Raw genomic sequence first — 22,814 nt, 5'->3', positions numbered from 1 at the left:
TAAACTATATCTGAGACCAATAAAGTAAATCAAAATCACTCAACAAAAAGAGGTATATAAAACCATTATTTCACCTGAACTCGAATTCCTTTAATATGACTTGCAAATTCTGGAGCATACATCCCCAAATCAGGTATCTAGTTATTGCTGTTTATAAATGCGTAAATACTCCGACGGAGAAAGACCAAATTCTTCTCTAAAATACTTAGCAAATCGTGTCGGGGAATTAAAACCTACTTCATAGCCTATTTCAGCTATTTTCATTTGGCTTTTTTCTAGCAGTTGGCGCCCTCGTTTCAATCGAATTGTCCTAATAAATTCGTTAGGTCCTTTTCCTGTAATGGCAATTAATTTTTTATATAAATGTCCACGGCTTAGACCTAAAGCCACACTGAGAGTTTCAACAGAAAACTCCGTATCATTTATAGATTCTTCAACGACTTTAATGGCTTTCCCAATCAGGGCCTCGTCCAAAGGAGTAATAGTGATTTCGGCAGGAGAGACATCTAATTTTTGGCTAAACGAAACATGGCTCCTTTCTGTCCATTCTACAAATTTTTGAATGCGTAATTTTAACAGATCAAAATTAAAAGGTTTGGTTATATAGTCATCAGCACCAAGCTCTAATCCTTCCATAATATATTCTTCTGCAGTACGTGCTGTTAATAAGATAATTGGAATATGTGACCAGTAAATATTTGTTTTTACCTGTTTGCAAAGTTCAGTTCCGCTCATGACAGGCATCATTATATCACTAACGATAATGGTTACATTAAATTTATTCAACAATTCCAGAGCCTCTTCTCCATTATTGGCAGTTATTACAATATATATATCTTTCAGATTATCTTTAATAAACTCACAAAAATCATTGTTGTCATCTACAAATAATAATATTTTTTTATTTGTAGCCATACCATCATTTTCCAGTTCCTCAATAGCAAATTCGCTTAAAAGGTTTTCTGTTAAATATTCTTCTTCCGTATCGGAATCTGCTATTTTAATCGGAATTCTAAAGGTAAAAATACTGCCTTTCGGTACATTATCATTAACTTCTATTGTTCCTCCGTGAAGATTGACATATTCGTTTACAATATGCAATCCAATTCCGGCACCCGTTTTTTCCTGTTCTTGCTGAGCCTGATAAAACCTTTCAAAAATATGTTCTTTTTCTTTATCAACAATACCGGATCCTGAATCAGAAACACTGACACAAACAGTATCATTTTCCTGTTTTATATGAATACTTATAACACCGCCATTTGGGGTATATTTAAATGCATTTGAAAGTATATTTATGAGTATTTTACGAACTTTATCCTGATCAAACGGCATTATTAAGCTTTCCATATCATTGAATAAGAAGAAATTAACATTAAGTTCTTCTGCATAAACACAAAATGAAGTGTAAATTTCATTAATAAAACTAACAAAATCGCCGGATTTTAAATTCAGCCTTTCTACACCAACATCCAGTTTATGAAAATCAAGTAATGAGTTTATTAATGCCATTAGTTGTTGTGCATTTTTATACATAACATCCAACTTTTTTCGCATACTTTCGTTCGTTGCTTCTTTTAATAAAATCTGTAAAGGGGTAATAATAAGTGTAAGGGGTGTGCGTAAATCATGGCTAATATTGGTAAAAAATCTTAACTTAATCTCATTAATATGGATTTTTTTCTCATGATCGACTTCAAGTCGATGCTGTTCCATCTTTATAAGATGTTTTTCTTTTGTCTTGTGAACAAAAAATACGAGCATACCAATAATTAAAATTGCATATATGATAAAAGCCCAAATCGAAAAATAGAAAGGAGGCATTACAATTATAGATAATTCAGTAGGGACATCATTCCATACACCATCACTATTGCATGCCTTTATTAAAAGTTTATAATTTCCCGTAGGAAGCGAGGATATTCCTATTTTATTTCCCTGGGTTGGCGTCCACTGATCATTAAAGCCTTCTATTTTGTAAACATATTTAACCTTGTCTGCATTTAATAAATCTCCCGTAGTGAACTGTAAAGAAATAAGCTTGTCATCATGCCTTAAATTTAGTTTGGAAGTTAATGGCATAGAATATTCCAGGAGCTTACGGCCGTCATAATATGAATCTGCCTGAATAGTATGACTTCCCACAGTCAGTTCCGTAAAAATGACTTTTGCCATTGGCTGGTCTTTTTCAAACATTTTGCTGGGATTCAAAAAAGTAAAACCCTCTGCATTTCCAAATATAATATCTCCATTCTGCAGTTTACAGATAGCATGGCTGTTAAAGTAATTATCCATCAGACCATCCTTAATTGAGAAATTTTTACTTGAAAAAGTATAACTGCCATTAGGTTCTGATGTAACAGTTAATATTGAAAGACCATTACTTGTGGTTACCCAGATATTATTAAAATTATCTTCTGTTATATCTTTAATTGAATTATCACTTAAACCCTTTTCTTTATTAAAGAAATATAGCGTATCTTTTTTTTTATCCAAAATGGTCAGTCCGTTATTACTGCCCAGCCAGATTATACCACGCTTATCTTTGTAAACATTTGCAATCTGAGTAAGGGGAAAATGCTGACTTGCTTTTTTATTGCCTTTATATAAAGTCTTTTTATTACTTATAATGTCAATCTCCAAAAGTCCCGATACAGTGGCGGCATAGATTTTATCACCGCCATCATAAAACATATCCTGCACATAAATGAAATTATCAACAGGTGTCTTCAGAGAATCCAAATAATTTGATTCTGCTTCTATTAACTGAATTTTTCCGCCTAATGGTCCGATCCATATATTCCCATATCTGTCTTTTTTCAAACTCCAGATATTATTACTGGATAATTTACTGTTTTTCGTGGTAAACTGAGTTATTTTACCATTTTCATAACACAGAAGCCCATTTTGAAATGTGCCGATCCAAACCCTGTTTTTTATGTCTTCTACTATACAGACTATAGGGACATTGGGAATAGGAAGTTTTCTTATTGCTTCTGAAATTTTTTCTTTTACAAATACCCCATTTCCATCTGTTCCCAGCCAGATATTACCACGGCTGTCCTGCATTATAGCACTGATATCAAAACATTCAGGATGTTTGAAATTAATAAAATTGCGAAAACTTTCATGATATAAAGACAGGCCTTTCTTATTGTACCCCAGCCACATGGTTTCATTATTGTCCTTGTACAGATACTGAACATAGTTTGATGCTAAACTTGTCTCTTCCCATGGGCTGCTTATTATATTTTTTAACAAATCATTGTTTTTATCATATATAAATAACCCCTTATGATCTGTTCCTATCCAGACCTCCCCTGGCTGGTTTTCGATAATAGACAATACCTTATTAGTCTCGGTTTTAAGTTTAGAAGACAGACTTAATATTTTCCAGTTCTCACGGTAGTTTTTTTTGTAAAAAACCTTTTCCGTCTTACCAGAATAAAGCCATATCCCGTTACTGCTGTCTAAATAAATTTTATTCCAGGCATTAATAGCATTCTGCAATACAGTGTCAGGTAAATCAATTAAAGACACCACACCTGAACTTTTATTCAATTTCCAGCAGACACCAGATGTATTTGCAATGGTGTAAAGGTATTCATCGCTGTCAGCGATAGAAATTATCTCTTTAACAGGTATTTTTAATTTATATACGGCGGTCCTTTTTTTGTTAATGTTATAGTGAAATACTTTTTCTTTATTAAATACCCATATATCTTTTTTTTTATCGATAAAAATCTTTCCGTTCGGGTCACACTTGATCCCCAGGCTAAGCAGCAATCTATTGGTGTCTGATATAAAGTTATCTTTATCTCTTTTATATACCATGTAATTATTATATCCTATGTCAACCCAGATATTGCCTAAGCCGTCTTCCTGAAGTCCAAATATATCATTTGCCTGAAGTGCGCCGGAAATGCCCTTCTGCATGGTATAATTTTTAAATCCATATCCATCGTATCTATTTAAGCCTGACTCGGTGCCTATCCAAAGAAATCCATAACTATCTTTAAGGACGGCCTTTACATTGTTATTTGAAAGGCCGTCATTTGTGCCCAAGTGGTGAAAAATATAATTAGACTGTGCCAAAATATTTTGGAAAGACATAGTCCAAAATAGTACGAGTAGATTTATGTATACTTGTCTTACTTTTGTTTTCATAATAAAACTATCAATTAAAAATTTTAATATAGAAAGATAAATACTACCCAAAATTTTAATGTATCTCTTCTAAAAAATTATATTTCTAAACCATTTTAATCAATAACACTCCTGATAACTTTTTTCAAATTATATCATCAGGAGTGTTTTTATATTCTGCTTTAATTCATTAAACCCTATTTATAAAGAACAATTGTAAATTATCATATAATCTTGTCAAAAGATTACTTATAGATTTCCTTCTCATTTATAACTTTCCTGACTCATACACATAATATACATTAGAACTAAGAATTTATTCTTATCAATATAATATGCCAAATTGATAATGATTTACCTCCATACTTAAGTTTAATTATAAAACCAAAATTATCAATAAACTAAACACAAATAACTTATTGTGCATAATATTTAACCCCTGCAGTTGTCATATCCCAATCATCTGTTCTAAATGGTATTGCGGGGAATTTTTCATTATTATAAAGATTGCAATCACTGGCATCATCCGCCCATCCATAGTGGATTGCTATAGGATCCTGCACCTCATCGTTAAACACAATAACTTTATTATCATCAATATATGCTTTTGCATAGTGAAAAATTTTATCTTTTCCTGCTATTTCAAAGCCTTTAAGATACCCATATTTATCTGGTGTCATTAATCCGGAACCTACACTACTAAAGGTCAAGATAATTTTATTATCCTTTATTTCGATTGATTCATATTTAGGACCGCTATAAATTACTTTTTGATTGTAGTTTTTATTAAGCGCAATGGCTGCCAACCTGCTTCCTACATCTTGTTTATTGGTAGGATGAATATCTTTTGCATCTCCTATATCCGTAGTCACACACATTCCAGTATTACAAACTGTTTCCAGCGTATATTGCTGAGCTTCTCTCAATTCTGCCCACATACTTCCTTTATTACTGTTTCCTCCAAATTCATCAAAACTTGATAATTGAACAAAATAGAATGGAAAGTCTGCTTGATGCCACTTTTGTCTCCAATCATTTATCATCAATGGAAACGCTTTTTTGTATTGTTCAGCACGGCTTGCATTGGCTTCCCCTTGATACCATAATACTCCTTTTATTCCATAAGGAATTAATGGATTAACCATCGCATTAAATAATAATGATGGATATGAATTTGGAGAAAGCTCACTTTTAATATCTACTACGTTAAATTTCCAATGTCCTGCCAAAGGGATAACTGTTTTTTCCACTGTTAATTTTAAATTTGAAGCATCCCCCCAAATACCACCACCTCCTGAATAATCAGTAACTTTTACACTAATAATATTCGCTCCTTCTTTAAGTACTCCCGCAGGAATATTATAAACCCTACTCTGATTATAATTATTGGTAGTTCCTATTTCAACTCCGTTAACATAGGTCACATCTTGGTCATCAATTTTAGACAATTCTAAAGTTACTGCTTTACCAGCATTTTCTTTTGAAATCTCAAACGATTTACGAAACCAGACTACACCATTTAAATCCTGTAGTTGCTGATTTTCCCATAAACCTGGCACATTCATTACGGGCCAATTGACATCATTAAAAGTAAGGTTTTTGAAAGAAGTTACATCAGTTGCTATTTTTGAACCTTGAATTTGTTCTATCTTGTCTATTAATTGTTTTTTTTGAGTTATTAAAAGTGAATCGATTTCTATATTTGGTACTTTTGAAATCATCTCCTTAAATTCTTTACTGCTTTCAAAAGCTTCTCTGCTAGTCCATGTTTCTACACAAGTTCCACCCCAAGAAGTGTTTATAATCCCAATTGGAACTTTTAATTCAGTAAATAGTTTCTTAGCAAAAAAATAACCCACAGCAGTAAAACTACCAACCGTATTTTTATTGCATTCATTCCATTGTCCTGATTTTAATGTCTGTTTTGGAGTTAATGCCATATCTTTTTCAACTAGAAACTGACGTATCATTGGGAAATCGGCATCCTTTATTTCTTGCGTAAAATTCATTGCCTGACCTACGGTAAATTCCATATTGGATTGTCCGCTACATATCCAAACTTCCCCTACTAAAACATTCTTTAAAGCAATAGTATTTTTTCCTTTAACAAGAAATTCAAATGGACCTCCAGCTTTTTCAGCCTTCAAATTTATCATCCATTTTCCATTTTTATCTGCTTTTGTATTTATAATTTGTTTGTTGAAACGAATTTCAATTTTCTCATTAGCGTCTGCCCAACCCCAAACAGGAATTTTTTGTTCACGTTGCAAAACCATACCATCATTAAACAATAAAGGAAGTTTTACATTAGCATTAGAAAAGATGCTAATGCATAAAAACAGGGATATAAAATATTTTTTCATTTTTATTAATTTATTATTATAATTAGAGAAATTCTATGTTTCATTTTTAAATTTTATTTTAAGCTTCCATAATTACCCTGGTAAAAGTTTATTTTTTTTCATTTGTTTATTAATAAAAAAAGCCAGGGAGACTATTAAACTCCCTAGCTTTAGAGCAAAATAACCTTATTAATCCATTCAAGTTTAAAAACTGTCTTGCTTAATATTTAGAGCAATTTTAATATCACCTTCCTATTTATAAGAAAACAATAAACTACAAACCCACAACATACATCAAATCACGTTTTAACAGTAATTGACTTTTTTTATCTACAACAAAAATTTTCAAAGTCAATTTATTCTTATCTATATCCTAGTAAATTACACTAATTTGATTTTAAATAAATATTGAATAAAAACGTAACATAGAATGACTTAAATAAATTCATTTAAAAATCACCCGATTTAAATCAAACAATCTGGCAAATTTCAGATTATGATGAATAGGAAATCGAACTTCTTGTTATAATAATTATTTGCAGATTAATAAACTAGATCTTAAAAAAGTACTATTTTTTTATCCTTAGTTATTCAATAAAAAATTATGGTTGCAAATATCTTTAAAACTCTATAGCTTTATAGTATCCTTTTGTGTCAAAACATCCCTCCATTTGTTGCAATTATTCTATTTTTGAAGTTATATCCCATTTTTCACAAAGAAAAAATTGAGTTATAGTTTTATAGCCCGAAAGGACAATCTATGCTTAGCATGCAGACAAAATTTAATCAGTACTGATTAACGCATTAAAGAAATCGACAAGAGCTAAAATCAGAACTGTTTTACATACAAAAAATTTGCTGATATAGAAGAACTAAAACAAGAAATTAAAAGCTACATAAACTATTATAATAACATAAGAATTAAATCAAATTTGTCTAAATTTTGGGTGCAGTCTATTTTCATTGAGGTTTTTCTTAGTGGAGTGTCAGGGACTGCAATCGAACACTTAATTCCAATTTTGACGTTCTTTGAAACTATAAAAAATGATATTTTAAAAATTGAGGATCTTAAAAAATATGTTCCCAAGATTTATATGTGTTGTATATTTCTAAGATTGATGCAAAACAATTAAAAACAAGAGAAATATTATTTATTAACTTTTTTACTGTCATTTGGTGCTTCATTTCTATCGAACATTCCATAATCTCGAATAACCTGAGCAATTCGTAAATGGTAGTCTTTAAAAATAAATTCTCGCCCTTTCGATTGTGCGTTTCTATGCATTTCAAGATTTCTCCATTCCCGAATTGCTTCTTCATTTTTCCAAAAAAATAAAGACAATATTTTTTCGGGATTATAAATACTTTGAAATCTCTCAATGGAAATAAATCCATTTATTTTTTCTAATTCTGGTTTTAAACTTAAAGCAATATCCAAATATCCCTGTTTATACCGCTTGGAATTACCTCAAAATCTTTTTATCTCAACTGCAAAATACTCAAATAATATATGTTCTGGATAAAATGACAATAAATCCAACATCAATACAACGGTGTTCTTTTGTTTCTTTGGCCGCAATCTGGAAAGAAAAGAAGGCTTATAAATAAAAACAAATTTTAGAACTAGACTCAAATCTACTTTTTATTCCAATTCCACAACCCGAAATTAACAGATTTATCAATTTTAAATCCATTCCTTGTTACAATTGTCATAATTTGTCCACGATGATGTGCTTCATGAGCAATCATCTGAGCAAAAAAAGCTGTTGGGTGAAGTTTGTATCTGGCAATACTTCAAATAATTGGCTTAGAACCTCACTCATTTTTTGTGATGACTTTTCAAGTGCTTTGGCTAGTGCTTGTGTATCATTGGCGTATTTTTTATCTAACTTCAAGCAAGGTGTGATCCCTATGGTACGAAATTCTAACCAACTTTTGGAAGGTTTGAAGCTTTTAAGTGATTTAATGGCTGCTTAGGCTTCTTATTATTATATGAGCCTCATAGGTTATCTTGCTTATCAGTTGAATGCCTGCCGGAATTCAAGAGGTGACAAACTGGTTTTCTTCTTAAATAGCGTACTGAAAGATTGTGCGTGTTCAAAGCCTAATGTATAAGCAATTTCGCTTATCGATAAATTTGTCGTCGAGAGTTTTTCCTTCGCCTTTTCAATCAACCTTTGATGTATATGCTGTTGCGTATTTTGCCCTGTATGCATACGCAGTAGATCGCTCAGGTAGTTTGGAGACAGGTTCATGAGTTCGGCCAAGCGTTGTACCGTTAATAGTTCCGGTTGCGTTGTAGTACTGCTGTCAAAATATTCCTCAATAAGAAGTTCAAATTTGGTAAGCAGTTGATGATTGTGGTTTTTCCGAGTGATAAATTGCCGCTCGTAAAATCGATTGGAATAATTGAGCAACAACTCAATTTGCGATAGGATAATTTCCTGAGTATATTTATCAATATGCAGGCATTCCTTATCGATCTTGTTTAATATTGTAATAAGATCGTCTTCTTCTTCAGCAGAAAGATGCAGTGCCTCATTTACAGCGTAAGAGAAGAAGTTATAACCGTTGATTTTGCTTGCCAAAGGATGGGCAAGCAAAAAGTCAGGATGGAAAATAAGCAGGTAACCTGATCCGCATTCTACGTTGTCCAGATCCAGGTATTGGACTTGATTAGGTGCAGTAAAGCTCAGAACGCCCTTATCGTAATCATAGTGTTGCTGGCCATATCGTATCTTACCCTTGGCTTCCCTTTTGAGGGCAACACAATAAAATCTATTCACAAAACCGTTCCATACATCATCTTCCAGGAAAATAGTTTCGGCGAGGTTGATCACACTGACCAATGGATGGCGTGGCTCGGGCAAAGAGAGTAACCGGTGAAATTCTGAGACTGATCTGATAGCATTCATACTACTAATTTAAGCATTTTATTCTAGAGAGTAGCGGTTGCATCCTTAAAACGCAACCGTACAAATACGCTAATCAATAAGCCCCATACTAAACTCATCGTATGGATTACCGGTATCAGTACCCAACGGCACAATGCTTTCGAGTTTCGACAGATCAGCTTCGTTTAATTCAATTTCGGTGGCCGCTATGTTTTGCTCTACATATTTTCTGCGTTTAGTGCCCGGAATAGGCAAGATGCCTTTATTTATAATCCAAGCCAATGCCAACTGTGATGCGGTTATTTTTTTTTCTTCGGCCATTGCCTCAATTGCTTTAACCAACTCCATATTCTTGTAAAAATGAGCTTCCTGGAAACGGGGAATTGCCCGGCGAAAATCATTTTCCGGCAAGTCATCTATGGTTCGGATCTGTCCGGATAGAAAGCCACGTCCTAATGGGGAATAAGCAACAAAACCTATCCCAAGTTCATTCAGCGTATCCAGTATGCCACGTTCTTCTGTTGTACGCTCAAATAAGGAATATTCACTTTGTACCGCCGTAATCGGGTGAACTGCGTGAGCTCTTTTTACAGTTTCTGAAGATACTTCCGATAGTCCGAGATAACCCACTTTTCCTTCCTTCACCAGCTCGCTCATCGCCCCAATGGTTTCTTCAATGGGCGTGTTTTTGTCAAGTCGGTGCATATAGTACAAATCAATATAATCTGTGTTAAGATTCTTAAGGGAACGTTCCACCGCTTTTTTTACATAATCTTTTTTGCCATTAATAGCCCAGGTCACTTTGTCGTTACCATCTATTTCCCAGCCGAATTTTGTTGCGATAATATATTTATCCCTATTACCATCTATTGCTTTAGCAATCAACTGCTCGTTTTTGAAAGGGCCGTATAAATCCGCAGTATCTAAAAAATTGCCACCTAATTCGAGCGATCGGTGAATCGTGGCAATAGCTTCTTGCTCATCCGCCGCTCCATACATATTTCCTTCTTCAAAACCCGTCATACCCATGCAGCCCAAACCTATACTAGGTACAGCCAAACCTTCGCTTCCCAAATTTATTTTCTTCATTACCATACTATTGTTTTTTTATAGGTCAAAGTTCGCTAAGGACACTTTAATGGCTGTATGCAAAGCCCTGAAAGTTGTATGCAAATCAAGGATTAGCTAAATATGGATGAAGTGAAAAAAGCTAAAAGGTTAAATTTGATGTTGTCATAGAGATTCAGGTACAATTGGATAATAAACGTAGAAGTTAACCGTACTGAAATATATCACCACGCTGGCAGACATGAAAGGACTCGAACCGAGGGGGATTGAATTATAACAATTAAATGCATGGATTCGATAGAAAAAACATATCAAACCAATTTTCCAGTGACCGGGCTGGGATTATCTTTGATGAACCCGATTGCGCTCCGTGGTGAGAAAGCAGCCCTGACTTTTTGCAAAAGCCTTGGGTGCAAAAAACAACTAAAAACAAGAGAAATATTATTTATTAACTTTTTTGCTGTCATTTGGTGCTTCATTTCTATCGAACATTCCATAATCTCGAATAACCTGAGCAATTCGTAAATGGTAGTCTTTAAAAATAAATTCTCGCCCTTTCGATTGTGCGTTTCTATGCATTTCAAGATTTCTCCATTAATGGACAGATGCCTTACATCATTTTATCTTAGGGTAGTATTAAAATTCCGGATATGATTGGTATCCTCCGGCTGTAATTTTCCATGCAAAGTTCTTATTTAAAAAAATGCTGAACTTTTGAATTTCCAGCATTTTCCGTTAACTAAAACAAACAAAATATGAAGTCTTTATATTGAAATTAAAGAGTCATAATAATTTCTTTTCAACTGTATATCTGTTGTAAAAAATCATTGACCTGCGAAGGTTTTCTTCCCAGAAGCTTTTCCATGTGCGGGCTTTCGCTGTCCAGTTCTCCGATTCGGGCTGCCTGTGCAAAGCCTGCCAGTATTTTTATAAGCATTCTTGGTGCACCTTTCTTTACGGCTGCATTTATAAATACTTTTGGATCGGGACTCAGATAGGTAATATTGTGTCCTTTTATTTCAGAAATTTTCTGGGCAATTTCTGTAAAGGAAATACTGCTGCCCGATATCTCATAGATCTTGTTTTTATGACCCCGAGATGTCAAAATAACGGCTGCGGCTTCTGCCATCTCGCTTCGGAGCGTGAATACTATCTTGCCCTGGCCTGCCGGCAGAAAAATACCGTCTTCTACAACTTTTTCACCTAAAAATTCCGGAAGCATATCCATATACAAGGCATTTCTCAGAATTGTAAAGTTTATGCCGCTGTTCATAATAGCCGTTTCAGTCGCCAAATGTGATTTTATAATAAAATAAATAGGCGAGTCCCTATCGTCACTCTTGTGCTGCTGGCTGGTATAATGAATATGCTTTACCCCAGCATTTTTAGCCGCTTTGACAACCAGTTTGTGCTGTGCTACACGGTTCCTCACATCACTTCCGGAAACAAAAAGCAGCTTATCTATGCCTGAAAATGCTTTGAGTAAAGAATCATAATCTTCATAATCTCCAAAAACAACATGGATACCCAGAGATTGCAGGTCTGCTGCCTTGGCTTTGTCCCTTACCATTGCATAAATGTTTTTTTTTCCTAATCCATTATTGAGCAGGGCTTTCAGTACCCCTTTTCCAAAATGTCCGTTTGCACCGGTTACCAATATCTTGTCCATTTTTAAACTGAATTTGTAAAAGTTAAAATGCGATAAAAAAAACTGCATTTTACCGCATTACAAGAACTTAATTACTGAATCGTATAGCTTTTAGTATCCATTTCTGCCAGTCTGAAATAGCCAAAAGCGTAATTTTTGCTATCGGTCTGATTGACAATATTGCCACGGACTGCACTTGGTATGGTTGGGAAAGGGCTGCCATCATTACCAGAAGCCACTATTAACCTGTACATGTAATTGTAATAGCTTTTTGAAATTCCGTACAGTCTTATGTCTATCTGGTCCCCAGCTTTTAACTTTTCATGCGAATAGGATTCCTGCATTAAATTACCATTAGTGTGCTCATCATCTTCAACTTCAAGCTCGGGGAACGGCGTGTGCGGCTGGGTAACACTGTTTAGATAAGCATTTGCCTGACTTGCATCATCCTGATAGTAGAATGTTATTTCAATTTCATCACCGGTATCGCCCCCCTTGTTGTTCTGGTCAATATGATCTTCAATTTCAGGAACAGCTGTCAATGTTTCCGATGCAGTATAGGTCTGCCCATTCAAAACAATTTTTAAGGTATAAGTCTGTCCGATAACAGGAAGGAAATTGCTGCAGACATATTGCCCCGTTCCGGGAATTTCTACAAATTCAAAGACCGTATTTGACGGGTTTGTTACAGTAACTACTGCTCCGGAGACGGTCGGGAATTCGGGGCTGTAATAACCGGTCGTTGTCGACAATACAATTTTTTGTTCATTGCCGGCCGTGTTTTTTACCCAGTCTATAGAAGCGTCTATAACCAGTCTTGGCGGTGCTGTATCAAGATCGGCAGTAATAACGTCTTCGCATCCTGTCAAGAACAGTCCAGCGGATAGTATGAGAATTTTTTGTACTAGTTTCATTTTATATCTCTTTAAAAGTTAAAGTCTGTTATTTATTTTTTAAAATTTGAAGTTGTAGCTCACACTCGGAACAATACCAAAAATGGATGTTCTTCTTGTCTCGCTTGCTCCCGTATCTTCGTTCTGTCTAAAACTGTACGAGGCTGCATTGCTTCTGCTGTAAAGATTGTAGATACTGAAATTCCATTCACCCTGCCATCCTTTTTTCTTGTCGGGTTTAGGAGTATAAGTTGCAGATACATCCAAATGATGGTATGCAGATAAAGAATCGTCATTTCTTGCTCCATAACTCGCCACAGTGATACCCTGGTATTGGTATTTTCCATTAGGAAATGTTGCAGCTTTTCCGCTCTGGAAAGTAAAAATACTCCCAAATGTCCATTTGGGATTTAAAGCATAAGCGCCCGTAACAGATAAATTATGCAGTTTGTCATAATTTGCCCTGTACCATTCCCCGTTATTTATACCCGGCTCATCTGCATTTCTGCCTGGTGTTCTTTGTTCTGCTTTAGAAATAGTATAGGAAACCCAGCCCGTCAGCTTTCCTGTATTTTTTTTGAACATCAGTTCCAGGCCATACGATCTTGCCTCTCCGTTTAAAAGTACCCTTTCTATAGCATCGATTCCAAGTAAATCTGCGCCGTCAATATAGTCAGCTTTGTTTTTGACTTTTTTATAGAAGGTTTCTGCTTCCAGGGAATATTTGTCGTCCTTGAAATTCTGAAAGTAGCCCAGTGCTACCTGGTCTAAAATTTCCGGCTTAAGGTATTGGTCACTAGGGGCCCAGATATCAAGCGGAGTTGCAGAAGCGGTATTTGAAATTAAATGCACATACTGGCTCATTCTGATGTAGCTGGCCTTGATGGATTGGTCACTGTTTAGCGAATAAGCAACGGCAAGTCTTGGTTCCAGGTTGTCAAAACTTGCTATCTTTTTATTTTTCTTGTAGTTTATTGTTCCTGTAGGATCAGCCTCCTCATAAATTTGAAACTCCTGATTGAAAACAAGGGGCTGATTATTGGCATAAGTGTACACTTCCTGTGCGCCTAATCTTTGAAAGTTACTGTAGCGAAGTCCATAATTCAGTGATAATTTTTCAGAAAGGTTTTGTTCGGCACTGATATATGCGGCATTTTCAAAAGCATATTTTTTGGCGATCTGATCCGGATTGATGGCTGAACCCTCTCCAAACGGCCTGATTGTTCCAGGATTAAAACTGTAGTAAATTGAATTTATACCGTAATTTAAAGTCAGGTCATTTGAAAAATAGTGCTTAAAATCATATTTAAAATTGTAATTTTTTACATCTGATTTCCAGTCAAGACCAACGGTTTTTACTTTGATCTGATAATCATAATCACTGTAAATGGCAGATGCATTAGAGAAAATCTTGTCTGAGAATATATGGTTCCATCTTAGATTAAAAAGCTTATTTCCGTAAGTGTTTATAAAGCTGTTATTAAAATTCAGGTTGTCGTTACCAAAATAACCTGATACGAAAACATTATTTCTATCATTGAATTTGTAATTGAACTTGGCGTTCAAGTCGTAGAAATAGGCTGAATTTGGTTCATTTGCCAGTTTCATAAAAAGATGTGCGTAAGACCCTCTCCCTGCAACCACAAAAGAACTTTTATCTTTAACAATAGGACCTTCAACAAGCAGTCGGCTTGAGACTAATCCTACACCTCCATTAACATGATACTCCTTATTATTTCCTTCCTTTTGATAAATATCCAGAACTGAGGATATCCGTCCTCCAAAATTAGCGGGAATCCCTCCTTTGTAAAGTTTTAAATCTTTGATTACATCAGAGTTGAAAACAGAAAAGAATCCGAATAAATGCGAGGTATTGTAAACAACGGCTTCATCAAGCAGTACAAGGTTTCCATCAACAGAACCTCCCCTGACATTGAAGCCCGATGCGCCTTCCTGGGCATTGGTAACCCCTGGAAGCTGCAATATCGATTTCAAGACATCTACTTCGCCCAAAACGGCAGGCATCTTTTTTATGGTGGCAATAGAGAGTTTATTGGTACTCATTTCAGGCTTTCTGATGTTTGCTTTTGTCGTATTGCTTTTAATTACAACTTCGTCCAATGTCTTGCTGACTTCTGTCATCCCAAAGTTCATCTTTGTGTTTTCGGTCAGCGTGATAGTTTCTTCAATATTATCAAATCCCATATAGCTTATGATAACGGTGTAAGTTCCTTTTGGCAGTGTCGTGGTATAAAATCCGTAAGAATTGGTAGTGATGCCTACTTTAGCTTCCGGAATGTAAATGTTTACGCCAATTAACGTTTCGGTATTGGATTCATTGGCTATTGTGCCACTAAGGGTAGCTTTTTCCTGCGAATATGCATGAACTACAAAGGCAAAAAAGAGTAATAGAAAGGGTTGGATTCTGCTTTTCATTTATTAAAATTTAGGATTAAATGTTACATTTCCCGGCTAAAGTATATTTTTGCTGAACCCGCATATTTTATATATACAAAATGCGTTACTTTATATAGTAAAGCAGCATTTTCATATAGTAAAAAAAATGCACACTGAGATTTCATCGAAAGAAGCTGGATTTTTAAAGCAAAAAATTCATTACTGGGATATCCTTTTTTTCTGGGGGGCTTGTATGTTATTATTTAGGCGCATGGAAAAGGTTTACTATCTTAAAATCCTATTTTGGTATATAAATAATGTGCTTTTGTATAGTAAAAATTTATAATTTACACGTATTGCTACATTTGCTGGAAATCTAAAATTGTCTCATGAATAAAACTTTACACAGAAAAACTATGGATACCAACTGGATGGCTGAGTTTTTCATTTCAGAAAAGTACCGGTTTCACCGCCATTTGCTGCTGATCGCATTCAGTATCGTTGTTTTGTATTACAGTCCGCCGGACTATGTACAGCCTTTCGAGACCTATAATCGAATAGTCATTTTTTTCCAGATAATTTTATTGGCCTACAGTAATATGTATTTTTTTGTGCCTAAATTTTTGTTGAGAAAAAAATACCTGAGTTATGGTCTTTCTGTGCTTTTAGGCATGATATTGGCGTATGTCATACACCAGGTTGCTTCTTATTATCTTAAACCTTATCTGCTGCCTTACGAGGACGACGATATTAACTTTTTTACCTATTCCTTTATGATCATGGTGCTTATTATTGCATCGGCAGCAATTAAATTATTCCAGCAGTGGATATCTGATGCCCAGCTGATTCACGATCTGGAACTGGCAAAAGCCGGTGCCGAACTGGAACAGCTCAAGAATCAGATCAATCCTCATTTCCTTTTCAATATGCTCAATAATGCCAATGTTTTAATTGAAGATGATCCCAAAAAAGCTTCGCAGGTTCTGGTGAAGCTGAGCGACCTGCTTCGATATCAGCTTTATGACAGTTCCAGAGATAAAGTTTTATTAACTTCAGAAATTCATTTTTTGGAAGATTTTTTAAATTTGGAAAAAGTCAGAAGGGATAATTTTAGTTTTTTAATATCCAAAGAAGGTGAGTTGAGCGGTGTCCAGGTTCCTCCCTTGCTATTTATTTCATTTGTAGAAAATGCCGTAAAGCATAATAATGACTCAGCGAAATCATCCTACGTAAATTTGTTCTTCGATGTTCGCCGGACTGAGCTTTTTTTCAAATGCATAAACTCAAAACCCGCCGTAAAAGCAATTAATAAGCCAGGCGGATTAGGCATCGCCAATATTCAAAGAAGATTGGAACTCCTGTTCCCTTCGACACATGATTTGAAAATAGAAGACAATCCGGAAACCTACTGCATTATCCTAACTTTAAAATTGTAAAATGAACTGCATAATAGTAGATGATGAGCCATTGGCAAGAAAAGCAATCCAAAAACTGGTTAATGAGACAGAAAACCTAGAATCTATAGCTTCATTTAATGGAGTGGATGCTACAAGGGAATTTCTGGCGAAAAACACTGTTGATTTAGTATTTCTTGATATCCAGATGCCGGGAGTGAACGGAATTGAATTTGCCAGGACTATCCCTAAAAAAACTTTAGTGGTATTTACTACCGCTTTTCATGAATTTGCTTCTGAGAGTTATGAAGTCGACGCTATTGACTATTTGATCAAGCCTGTAAAATTAGAACGCTTTCAAAAAGCAGTCGAAAAAGCACAGACATATTGCAAGTTATTCCATACTGACCCTATAGACAGTAATATAGAAAACATAACCGATGACTATATTTTCGTAAGGGCAGACCGCAGAATGTTTAAGGTACATTTCAGTGACATCCTTTTTATCGAAGGTTTAAAAGATTACGTGGTTATTTATATAGAAAATCAGAAAGTGATTACCCTGATGAATATTAAGACCATTCTTGACCTGCTTCCAAAAAATTTCCTTGTCAGAGTCAGCAAATCTTATATAATCAATGTAAATAAAATAGATTCTGTAGATAACAATACTGTATATATTGGAAAAAATGAAATACCGATCGGAAATATTTACAGGGATTTCTTTTTTAATGAATTTGTAACAAAGAAAATTTTGAATAGGTAATAAATGATACTTTTTTTGGCCTTGTAATGGGTACATTCATTTTGATAAAAAAGATAATGAAGTTAATACCTTTTCTAATATCAAGAGTTAATACACTAGCTCTTTAATTCTTATTTAAATTACTTAAAATGATTTTTGAGTTATATGCTTAAGTAATTTTATATTTCGTTAATAATCAATAATTTAATTGTGCGTAACCTTTATATCGCATATCTCCCTTATTCCGGGTGTATATGCGCTACGTAATCACTAATACCATATTCTTTATCTTAAAACCGTGCCATGAATTTGCCACAATTGACTTTTGCAATATCTTAAAAAAAGTTCCTGCTAATCTTTAACGCCTAATTTTCTTAAAATTTCTTCCATCAAACACCATTTGGTAAAAGATGATTGCAAAAGATTAACTCCTACAAAGGCTGTAAACCAAAGCCAATTTTGATTAACATAAATAGCCAATATAAGGCTGATTAGGATAAATGTTCCTGCTATGGCTCTTATTATTCTGTTGATCATTTTTTTATTTTTTTAATGTTAGACTTCTAGATTAGTGTGTCAGTTCGCTTGCTCTCGTGTGTCTGATCATTTGATTTTTCTATGTTGAGAACCGCTATACGAATTTGTGACAGCGGTTCCTGAACAGTATTAAATTCATCGACCAATTGGAAAAGTTGGTCCACGTTTTCTTTTTTAACGAAAGCATAAAAGAGAATGGATTCCGTTTCGTTTACTTCAGAGGCAAACCAATTTTCACTGGTTGCCGTATCTGAAAAATCCATATAACCTGTTACTTTACTGAACGAATAGGTTTTGATACCCGCATTATTCAAAATGGCTTTGATATCCTTTTGAAAAACTATATTGGAGGTGATAATTACTAATTTCATTTTTTACTTTTTACTTTTTAAAGAATTATTGTTCCCATTTTTTTCTCTCGGTAACATAATAGATGAGTGGTACAACCAATAGTGTTAATATGGTCGATACTATGGCACCAAATACCAACGATATCGCCAATCCTTGAAATATAGGGTCAAATAAGATAATAGAAGCCCCAATTACGACAGCTCCGGTTGTTAATAATATTGGAGTAGTTCTCACGGCACCGGCCTCAATAATGGCTTGTTTCAAAGGGACTCCTTCCTCTAACCGGATTTCAATAAAGTCAATCAATAATACCGAGTTCCGCACCATAACTCCAGCCAGCGCAATCATTCCGATAAAAGAAGTAGCGGTAAAGAAAGCCCCAAGTAACCAGTGTCCCAATACAATTCCGATTAAGGAAAGCGGAATCGCCATCATCATCACCATTGGCGTTTTGAAGTTCTGGAACCAACCTACAATCAGCATATAAATAACCACAATAACAATCATAAAGGCCAATCCTAAATCACGGAATACTTCTAAGGTAATTTGCCATTCGCCATCCCATTTTACTGTGAAATCGCTTTCATCAGTAGGTTGCTCCATATAGAGTTCGTTGACTTTATACCCTTTGGGCAATTTCATTTTTTGCAGTTTTTCATTCATGCCCAAAATAGCATATACGGGACTTTCCAATGCACCCGCCATATCCGCCGTTACATACACTACCCTTTTCTGGTCTTTTCTGTATATTGTTTTCTGCAAAGTGTCCTGAACGACTTTTACCAAATCACTCACAGGAATCACATTGCCACGACTGCCTTTGATTTTTAAATTCCCAATGTCTTGTAACGAAGTTTTGTCCTTATCATCCAGCGAAAGCACTATACCCACATTGTCATTCGAGTTTTCATCATATAGGTTGGAAACCGGATATTCTTTTAAAAGATACGTTAGGTTTCCAATTACTTGTTGCGGAGCAATACCGTTCAACATCGCTTTTTCTTTGTCCACTTCCAGTCTGTATTCGGTTTGGTTGTCTTCTGTCATCCAATCTACATCTACTATATCAGAAGTTGTTGCTAAAATGTTTTTTACTTGATTGGCTACCTTGATTTGGTCTTTGTAATTAGGTCCATAAATCTCAGCGACTAGAGTGGATAGTACAGGAGGTCCTGGCGGTACTTCAATGATTTTAACATTGGCACCATATTTTTTGGCAATCTTTTGCACTTCGGGGCGGATTTCTTTGGCAATACCGTGACTTTGCATATTACGATCTTCTTTGTGTAACAAATTCACCTGAATATCTGCCATATTACTCCCACCCCGCAAATCGTAATGGCGAACCAATCCGTTAAACGTAATGGGTGCTGATGTGCCAATATAGTTTTGATAATTGACTACCTCGGGAACGGTTGAAAGGTATTGCGCTATTTCCTGTGTCACTGCTGCTGTTCTTTCTAAAGTAGTTCCTTCAGGCATATCAATCACCACTTGAAATTCGTTTTTATTATCAAAAGGCAACATTTTTACTACTACGGATTTGGTAAAAAACATAGTTACCGAACCTAATAAAAGCAACACCGTAATACCCACTAAAAGTCTTCGCTTTTTACTGCTTTCCAATAAAGGCCCTTCGAGTTTATTGTAAATTTTATAAATGAATGAGGTTTCTAAACCATGTTCGGCTTTGTGTTCCTGTGTTTCTTTTTCCTGTAATAAATGATACCCCAAATACGGTGTAACGGTCAAAGCAACAAAAAGAGAAAGTAACATCGCAATCGAAGCTCCAATCGGCATCGGACTCATATAAGGTCCCATCATACCCGATACAAATGCCATGGGAAGAATAGCGGCAATAACAGTAAATGTGGCTAAAATGGTTGGGTTACCGACTTCATTAATGGCATAGATTGCCGCTTGCCTGAATGGCAGTCGCTTCATTTTGAAATGACGGTGCATGTTTTCGGCGATGATGATACTGTCATCCACAACTATACCAACGACAAAAACTAAGGCGAAAAGCGTAATTCTGTTTAGTGTGTAACCTAACAAATAATAAGCAAATAAAGTCAGGGCAAAAGTTAGCGGTACCGAAAAGAATACTACCAATCCACCACGCCAGCCCATCGCCAAAATCACCAAAAGCGTTACGGCAATAATAGCAATGCCTAAGTGTAGTAATAATTCACCCACTTTGTCTGAAGCGGTTTCTCCATAATTACGGGTTACTTCAACATGAACATCATCTGTGATAATAGTTTTCTTTAATTGGTTTACACGTTCCAATATCTTTTCCGAAATCTTCATGGCATCGGCACCTTTTACTTTTCCGATGGAAATGGTCACCGCAGGATATTCGGATTTTGCCGTTTTAAATTTTTCATTCGCTTTGCCATAGCCAAAAGACACATAACTGCTTGGTGTTGAAGGCCCATCTTCTACTTTGGCTACTTGTTTTAAATATACCGGCATATTCGCATTAATTCCTACCACCAGGTTCTCCACATCTTCGGAAGATTTTAAAAACTGTCCCGTAGTGATCAAATATTCTTTGTCGTTATTGACAAAGCTGCCCGATTGTGAACTGCCGTTATTAGCCTGAATCATCTGCATAATGCCCAAAGCATCTATACCATTTTCAGCCATTTTATCTTTATCGAGTACCACTTTTACTTCTCGGTTTCTGCCGCCAATTTCACGGGTGATGGCAACATCTTTTACTTTTTCTACTTCGGAAGTCACTTCTTCGGCAATCTGGCGCAATTCGAAATCATTTAATTTATCGCTCCAAAGTGTTAATCCTAACATCGGAACATCATCAATAGAACGGGTTTTTACAATAGGTTTGTAAACGCCTTGGGGAAACATATTTTCGTGTTTGGCCAATTCGTCATATAATTTCACGTATGATCGTTCTACATCCTGACCTACATAAAACTGAACAATCAACATTGCTTTTCCGTTCATGGCCATACTATGCACATGTTCTACACCTTTGATATTGGAAAGGATCTTCTCCAAGGGCTTGACCACACGGCTTTCTACTTCTGTTGGATTGGCTCCCGGATAACCCACCATCACATCTGCCATGGGCACATTGATTTGCGGTTCTTCTTCGCGAGGAATTAGAAATGAACTATAAACACCGATTATCATCAAACCTACCATTAATAAAATGGTTAATTTGGAGTGAATGAAAAAATGGGCGATTTTACCTGATATACCTTCTTGCATGATTTTTAATTTAAAAATGGGAGGATTTGAAAATTTATTGCGTCAATTGGCTACGCTCGGATGAAAATGGGTTAGTCAATTTTCACTTTTACACCGTTGTATAATTTGCCCTCGGCTGAAACGATATATTGTTCGTCTGCAGATAAACCTGACAATACTTCTACCTGATTGCCATAAATCCTGCCTGTGCGCAACCATCTTAAAATGGCTGTATTTCCATTGCCAATAGTATAAATTCCAGTTAGTTGTCCTTGATGTACTAAAACACTCTCAGGCACAATAACTTTATTGAATGATACTGTTGCAGTTTGCTTTTTGGTTGCCAATGGGAATTGTACATTTACAAACATACCCGATAAGACTTTACTTCCTGCAGCATTCAAATTGACTTTAACTAAATATTGCCCCCCAGTGTTTTTAGCCGAGCCGCTGACTTCAATTACTTTTCCTGTCAATTCCTGATGGGTTGATTTTACCAGGATTTTTACGCTCATTCCGTTTTTAATGGAAGTGATATCACTTTCTGAAACCATAGCGGTTACTTGTAAATGTGAAGCACCTTCAATACTTACTAAAGGCATACCCGGATTCGCCATATCGCCTTCTTTGACAAAGGTATTGGTCACTTCTCCTGAGAATGGCGCGGTAATGTTGGAGTAAGAGAATTGTGCCATAACTTCATTACGCATTTGTCTGGCTCCTTCTAAACCGGCTTTTGCCATTTCGTAACGAGAGGTTATATCGTCTAATTCTTTTGGGGAAGCACTTTGTTGGTTGAATAAAGCCGTAAAACGGTCGAAATCTTTTTTAGCATTATTATACGCCGCCGTAGCTTGTAGAATTGACGCATCCACTTGTGCTTTTTTGGCTTGTAAATCAGTGTTATTGATACTTACCAGGAGTTGGCCAGCTGCTACTTTTTGCCCTACTTTAACATGAACCTTTGTCACATATCCCATCATTCGGGTGCTGACGTTGGCACTGTTTTCGGCTTCTATTTTTCCGCTTGCTGTTATAAATTCACCATTAGTATTTGCTGCGATATTGCTAACTTTCACTGCAATTACCGGTTCGTTATTGGCTACTTCTTTCTTTTCTTTTGAACAAGAAACTATCAAGGCTAATCCGATTGTAAGTAGTGGTATATATATCTTTTTCATGA

The 22,814-nt window shown here is 35.5% G+C and carries 15 protein-coding genes and 1 pseudogene; 3 read left to right on the top strand and 13 right to left on the bottom strand.

The window, feature by feature from the left end:
• Positions 1–141: 141 nt before the first annotated feature.
• Positions 142–4,167, bottom strand: coding sequence for a two-component regulator propeller domain-containing protein (locus J2W48_RS10845; protein WP_310281165.1), 4,026 nt, complete (start codon positions 4,165–4,167; stop codon positions 142–144).
• Between the two features lie 395 nt (positions 4,168–4,562).
• Positions 4,563–6,509, bottom strand: coding sequence for a sialate O-acetylesterase (locus J2W48_RS10840; protein WP_310281163.1), 1,947 nt, complete (start codon positions 6,507–6,509; stop codon positions 4,563–4,565).
• Positions 6,510–7,333: 824 nt separating this feature from the next.
• Here J2W48_RS10840 and J2W48_RS23095 point away from each other — a divergent pair.
• Positions 7,334–7,621 (top strand): annotated as a pseudogene (locus tag J2W48_RS23095) (IS3 family transposase); the annotation flags it as partial.
• A 14-nt stretch (positions 7,622–7,635) separates the two neighbouring features.
• On the opposite strand, the gene J2W48_RS10835 reads toward J2W48_RS23095, so the two are convergent.
• The 7 genes from J2W48_RS10835 to J2W48_RS10805 form a co-directional block, all read right to left on the bottom strand.
• On the bottom strand, positions 7,636–7,926 hold the full coding sequence (locus J2W48_RS10835; protein ID WP_310281160.1) for an antibiotic biosynthesis monooxygenase family protein: 291 nt from the start codon (positions 7,924–7,926) through the stop codon (positions 7,636–7,638).
• A 580-nt stretch (positions 7,927–8,506) separates the two neighbouring features.
• Entirely contained in the window at positions 8,507–9,403 is an 897-nt protein-coding gene (locus J2W48_RS10830; RefSeq protein WP_310281158.1) for a helix-turn-helix domain-containing protein, read from the bottom strand.
• Between the two features lie 69 nt (positions 9,404–9,472).
• Positions 9,473–10,471 carry an aldo/keto reductase gene (locus tag J2W48_RS10825; RefSeq protein ID WP_310281156.1) on the bottom strand — a complete coding sequence of 333 codons (999 nt, stop codon included), beginning with the start codon at positions 10,469–10,471 and terminating at the stop codon, positions 9,473–9,475.
• Between the two features lie 420 nt (positions 10,472–10,891).
• Entirely contained in the window at positions 10,892–11,029 is a 138-nt protein-coding gene (locus J2W48_RS10820) for a hypothetical protein (RefSeq protein ID WP_310281154.1), read from the bottom strand.
• Between the two features lie 220 nt (positions 11,030–11,249).
• Positions 11,250–12,119: an SDR family oxidoreductase gene (locus tag J2W48_RS10815; RefSeq protein ID WP_310281152.1), complete on the bottom strand. Its 870-nt coding sequence runs from the start codon at positions 12,117–12,119 to the stop codon at positions 11,250–11,252.
• A gap of 71 nt (positions 12,120–12,190) precedes the next feature.
• Entirely contained in the window at positions 12,191–13,012 is an 822-nt protein-coding gene (locus J2W48_RS10810; protein ID WP_310281150.1) for a DUF4249 domain-containing protein, read from the bottom strand.
• Positions 13,013–13,051: 39 nt separating this feature from the next.
• On the bottom strand, positions 13,052–15,427 hold the full coding sequence (locus J2W48_RS10805) for a TonB-dependent receptor (protein WP_310281148.1): 2,376 nt from the start codon (positions 15,425–15,427) through the stop codon (positions 13,052–13,054).
• A gap of 350 nt (positions 15,428–15,777) precedes the next feature.
• Here J2W48_RS10805 and J2W48_RS10800 point away from each other — a divergent pair, with 350 nt between their 5' ends.
• A complete protein-coding gene (locus J2W48_RS10800) occupies positions 15,778–16,824 on the top strand; it encodes a sensor histidine kinase (protein WP_310281146.1) in 1,047 nt (348 codons plus the stop codon).
• Between the two features lies 1 nt (position 16,825).
• Complete coding sequence (locus J2W48_RS10795) at positions 16,826–17,548, top strand: LytR/AlgR family response regulator transcription factor (protein WP_310281144.1); 723 nt, start codon at positions 16,826–16,828, stop codon at positions 17,546–17,548.
• 330 nt (positions 17,549–17,878) lie between these two features.
• Here the strand turns inward: J2W48_RS10795 and J2W48_RS10790 are convergent, their stop codons facing one another.
• The 4 genes from J2W48_RS10790 to J2W48_RS10775 all read right to left on the bottom strand — a co-directional run bounded on the left by J2W48_RS10790 (position 17,879) and on the right by J2W48_RS10775 (position 22,812).
• A complete protein-coding gene (locus tag J2W48_RS10790) occupies positions 17,879–18,064 on the bottom strand; it encodes a YgaP family membrane protein (RefSeq protein WP_310281142.1) in 186 nt (61 codons plus the stop codon).
• Between the two features lie 26 nt (positions 18,065–18,090).
• Positions 18,091–18,435, bottom strand: coding sequence for a hypothetical protein (locus tag J2W48_RS10785; RefSeq protein ID WP_310281140.1), 345 nt, complete (start codon positions 18,433–18,435; stop codon positions 18,091–18,093).
• A 25-nt stretch (positions 18,436–18,460) separates the two neighbouring features.
• Positions 18,461–21,652, bottom strand: coding sequence for an efflux RND transporter permease subunit (locus J2W48_RS10780; RefSeq protein ID WP_310281138.1), 3,192 nt, complete (start codon positions 21,650–21,652; stop codon positions 18,461–18,463).
• A 71-nt stretch (positions 21,653–21,723) separates the two neighbouring features.
• Positions 21,724–22,812, bottom strand: coding sequence for an efflux RND transporter periplasmic adaptor subunit (locus tag J2W48_RS10775; protein WP_310281136.1), 1,089 nt, complete (start codon positions 22,810–22,812; stop codon positions 21,724–21,726).
• Positions 22,813–22,814: the final 2 nt, after the last annotated feature.

This window comes from Flavobacterium piscis (assembly GCF_031457575.1).
Lineage (GTDB): Bacteria > Bacteroidota > Bacteroidia > Flavobacteriales > Flavobacteriaceae > Flavobacterium > Flavobacterium piscis_A.
The sequence above is the reverse complement of the archived record's forward strand: the minus strand, read 5'-3'. Positions and strand labels throughout refer to the sequence as shown.